The organism is Myxacorys chilensis (assembly GCF_059505265.1).
Genome location: NZ_JCACKG010000263.1, coordinates 1 through 2,541, shown reverse-complemented (window position 1 = coordinate 2,541; position 2,541 = coordinate 1). Strand labels below are relative to the sequence as shown.

The window sequence follows — 2,541 nt, the reverse complement described above, 5'->3', positions numbered from 1 at the left end:
ATCGAATTGGGCACACCCTTGGACCTGCGCCTCGCGCTCGCGAGCGTGGCAGCAGGTCCAATCGTCGGGGTCGTCCTCATCCTCGCCTTCCATGGAAATCGTCTTGCCATGGGAGGTGCAGGAATCGCCCAGGGTTCCTGCACCCATTTCGGGGCGGGCGAAATCGTCAAGAGACCTGAAGGATACTCATGATTTCGGCAAACAGTTCGAGATCCTCGCGCGAGTCCGCGATGGAGGTCTTGGGCGAGGCGCCCGTTCGAATGGCCTTGTGGAAGGCTTGCCACTCCGCCGTGAAGGGATCGGCCCGGGACTCGAAAGAGACGCTTGTCTCGACCCCCGAGGACCCGGCCGGGCGCGTGAGTGTCAGCCGAGCGGGCACGTGCCGGATATAGGGCGGGGGGTAGTCGACGCGGATCACCCGGTCGGCCGTGAAGACCTCGAAGTGGGTATCGTAGCGGGGGACCTCATCGACTCCCGATATCACCTCCGCGACGAAGTCTCCGAAGTCGAAGGCGATGCCGAGATAAACCCCTCCACGGCGCTGCCAGGCGTGGAGCACCCGCTGAGGGCGACCCAGCAACTCGCGCATGGCCGAGATGTCATGGCTAACAAGGCCCAACAGTTGCCCGTAGGCCTTGACCAGCGAGGGGTCGTCCGAGCCGATGGCTTCGGCATACCGGAGCCGTTCGGCTTCGGCCGTTCGTTCGGCGAAGTCCTTTGGCAAGTCATCCGGCCGTGCCACCGTCGCCGCGTCTGCGACGATGGTGGCGTTCTTCCCGACGATGTCGTGGAAGCGGGCGAAGCGGATGCCGGAGCTCTGTTCCCCGACCTCGGCAGCCGCCCGAAGAAAGGCCTCGGCGTGGCGCCGCATGTACCCGACCTGCACGACTAGGCCCGTGCGTCGCGCGAGGTCCTCGAGACGGTCCAGTTCGCCCAACGAAACGCAAAGCGGCTTCTCGACCAGGACGTGCTTGCCTTGGGCCAGGGCGGCCAGTGCGACCTCCGCGTGATGGACATGAGGATTGGCTACCAGCACAGCCTCGACGTCGGCCCGAGCGACGAGTTCTCGGGGATCGCAGGACAGGGCGGCCCCTGGGCATCTCGGCTCCAAGGCCTCGACGACGCTTCGGCTGAGGTCGCAGAGCGCCACCACCCGGAAGAGCCCGGGAAGCTCGGCCAAGGCCGGCAGGTGGAGGACCTGCGCCGCCTCACCACAGCCCACAACACCGACACGTATCGGCTGCATGTGCCTGGCCCTCAGATGACTTCCAGGTAGTCCCGGTCGGGGAGCGGCGGGAACGGGGTCGCCGGGAGGGTCTGATACCAGAACGCGACCGAGGCGATATCGTCCTGAAGGGGGAGGTAGCGGCGATCCGTCTTCTCGGTCCGCCATCCCAGGGCTTGGATGGTCACGCGCAGGTCCTGCTCGAAGCGGATCGGGTCGGTCAGATGCCAGCGGTACATCCCGAAGCGCTGCTGGGAGCGGTAGGTGCCGTCGGGGCGCAGCACCTGAGGCAGGCCGGAGTAGGGCGTGGTGAACTCGCGGTAGCGGCTGCCCATGGTATCGTCCACGACGCCGCCGTCGAAGTTGTAGGCGCCGCAGAAGTAGTCCTCTGTCCCGGTGCCGCAGATGGTCGGGAAGTCCGTGTCGCCATCCATGAAGAACTTGATCTCGCCCTCGCCCCACCAGCCGGAGTTGTTGACGCCCCAGGCCATGTAGGTGCCGACGTAGTGCCCGCGCCCGCGCACCCCGTCGAGGATCACGTAGTCCTGCTTGAAGGGCAGGGGGTTCGTGCGGCGGAACTGGGCGTGGAAGTAGGCGGCGTCCTCCGGCACCTCCGTCAAAGCGTAGTTGATCTGGTAGTAGACGATCCCATGGTCGTCGGGATCGCGGTTCTCGAGCGTGATGCGGGCCGACTTCCGGAACGGCATCTCCCAGTAGCAGTTGAAAGCACGCCCCGGGTTCACGCAGACCGCCAGCGAGGTGACCTGCGCGAACTGGTTCCAGCCCGAGCAGAAGAAGTCGCCGATGGGGCATTCGACCGAAGGGTGCTCTTGCCCATCCCAGTAGATGCGCAGGATCAGGTCGCGCCAGCGCAGGTTCGCCGTGGTGAGCCAGATCTGCTGGATCGCGCCCGATCCCTCGATCGCGGCCAGGGTCCGCACCTCGCCGGGCTCGATGCGGATCGAGGGAGACACCTTCCAGCCCTGCCCGAGGCCGCGGGCGCAGCTTGCTCCCGTTCCTTCGGTGGCCATGCCGCCCTTGCCTTTCTCGCCCGTGAAGTTCTCGGGCGAGATGGACCGCGTCTGGGCGCCGGAGAGCCGGTAGAGGTTGCTCAGGTTGACTCCCAAGCCGTTGAACGTCGCGGTCACGCTGGACTCCTTGAAGTGTCGATGAGTTGTCGGATCAGAGGCGCAGGCCGGTCGCCGCATCGAAGAGCTGCAGTCCCCCGGGCTGGATGGAGAGGCCCACGGTATCGCCAGGGCGCAGGACCCTCCGGTCCCGGATAAGTGCCTGCACCGGCGCGCCGCCGAGCCGCA

2 protein-coding genes are annotated in these 2,541 nt (G+C 66.3%); both read right to left on the bottom strand.

Annotated elements, in window-relative coordinates:
• Nucleotides 1–166 precede the first annotated feature (166 nt).
• Entirely contained in the window at nt 167–1,246 is a 1,080-nt protein-coding gene (locus AC5JLB_RS26975) for a Gfo/Idh/MocA family protein (protein WP_495876919.1), read from the bottom strand.
• An 11-nt stretch (nt 1,247–1,257) separates the two neighbouring features.
• Entirely contained in the window at nt 1,258–2,373 is a 1,116-nt protein-coding gene (locus tag AC5JLB_RS26970) for a glycoside hydrolase family 172 protein (RefSeq protein WP_495876918.1), read from the bottom strand.
• Nucleotides 2,374–2,541: the final 168 nt, after the last annotated feature.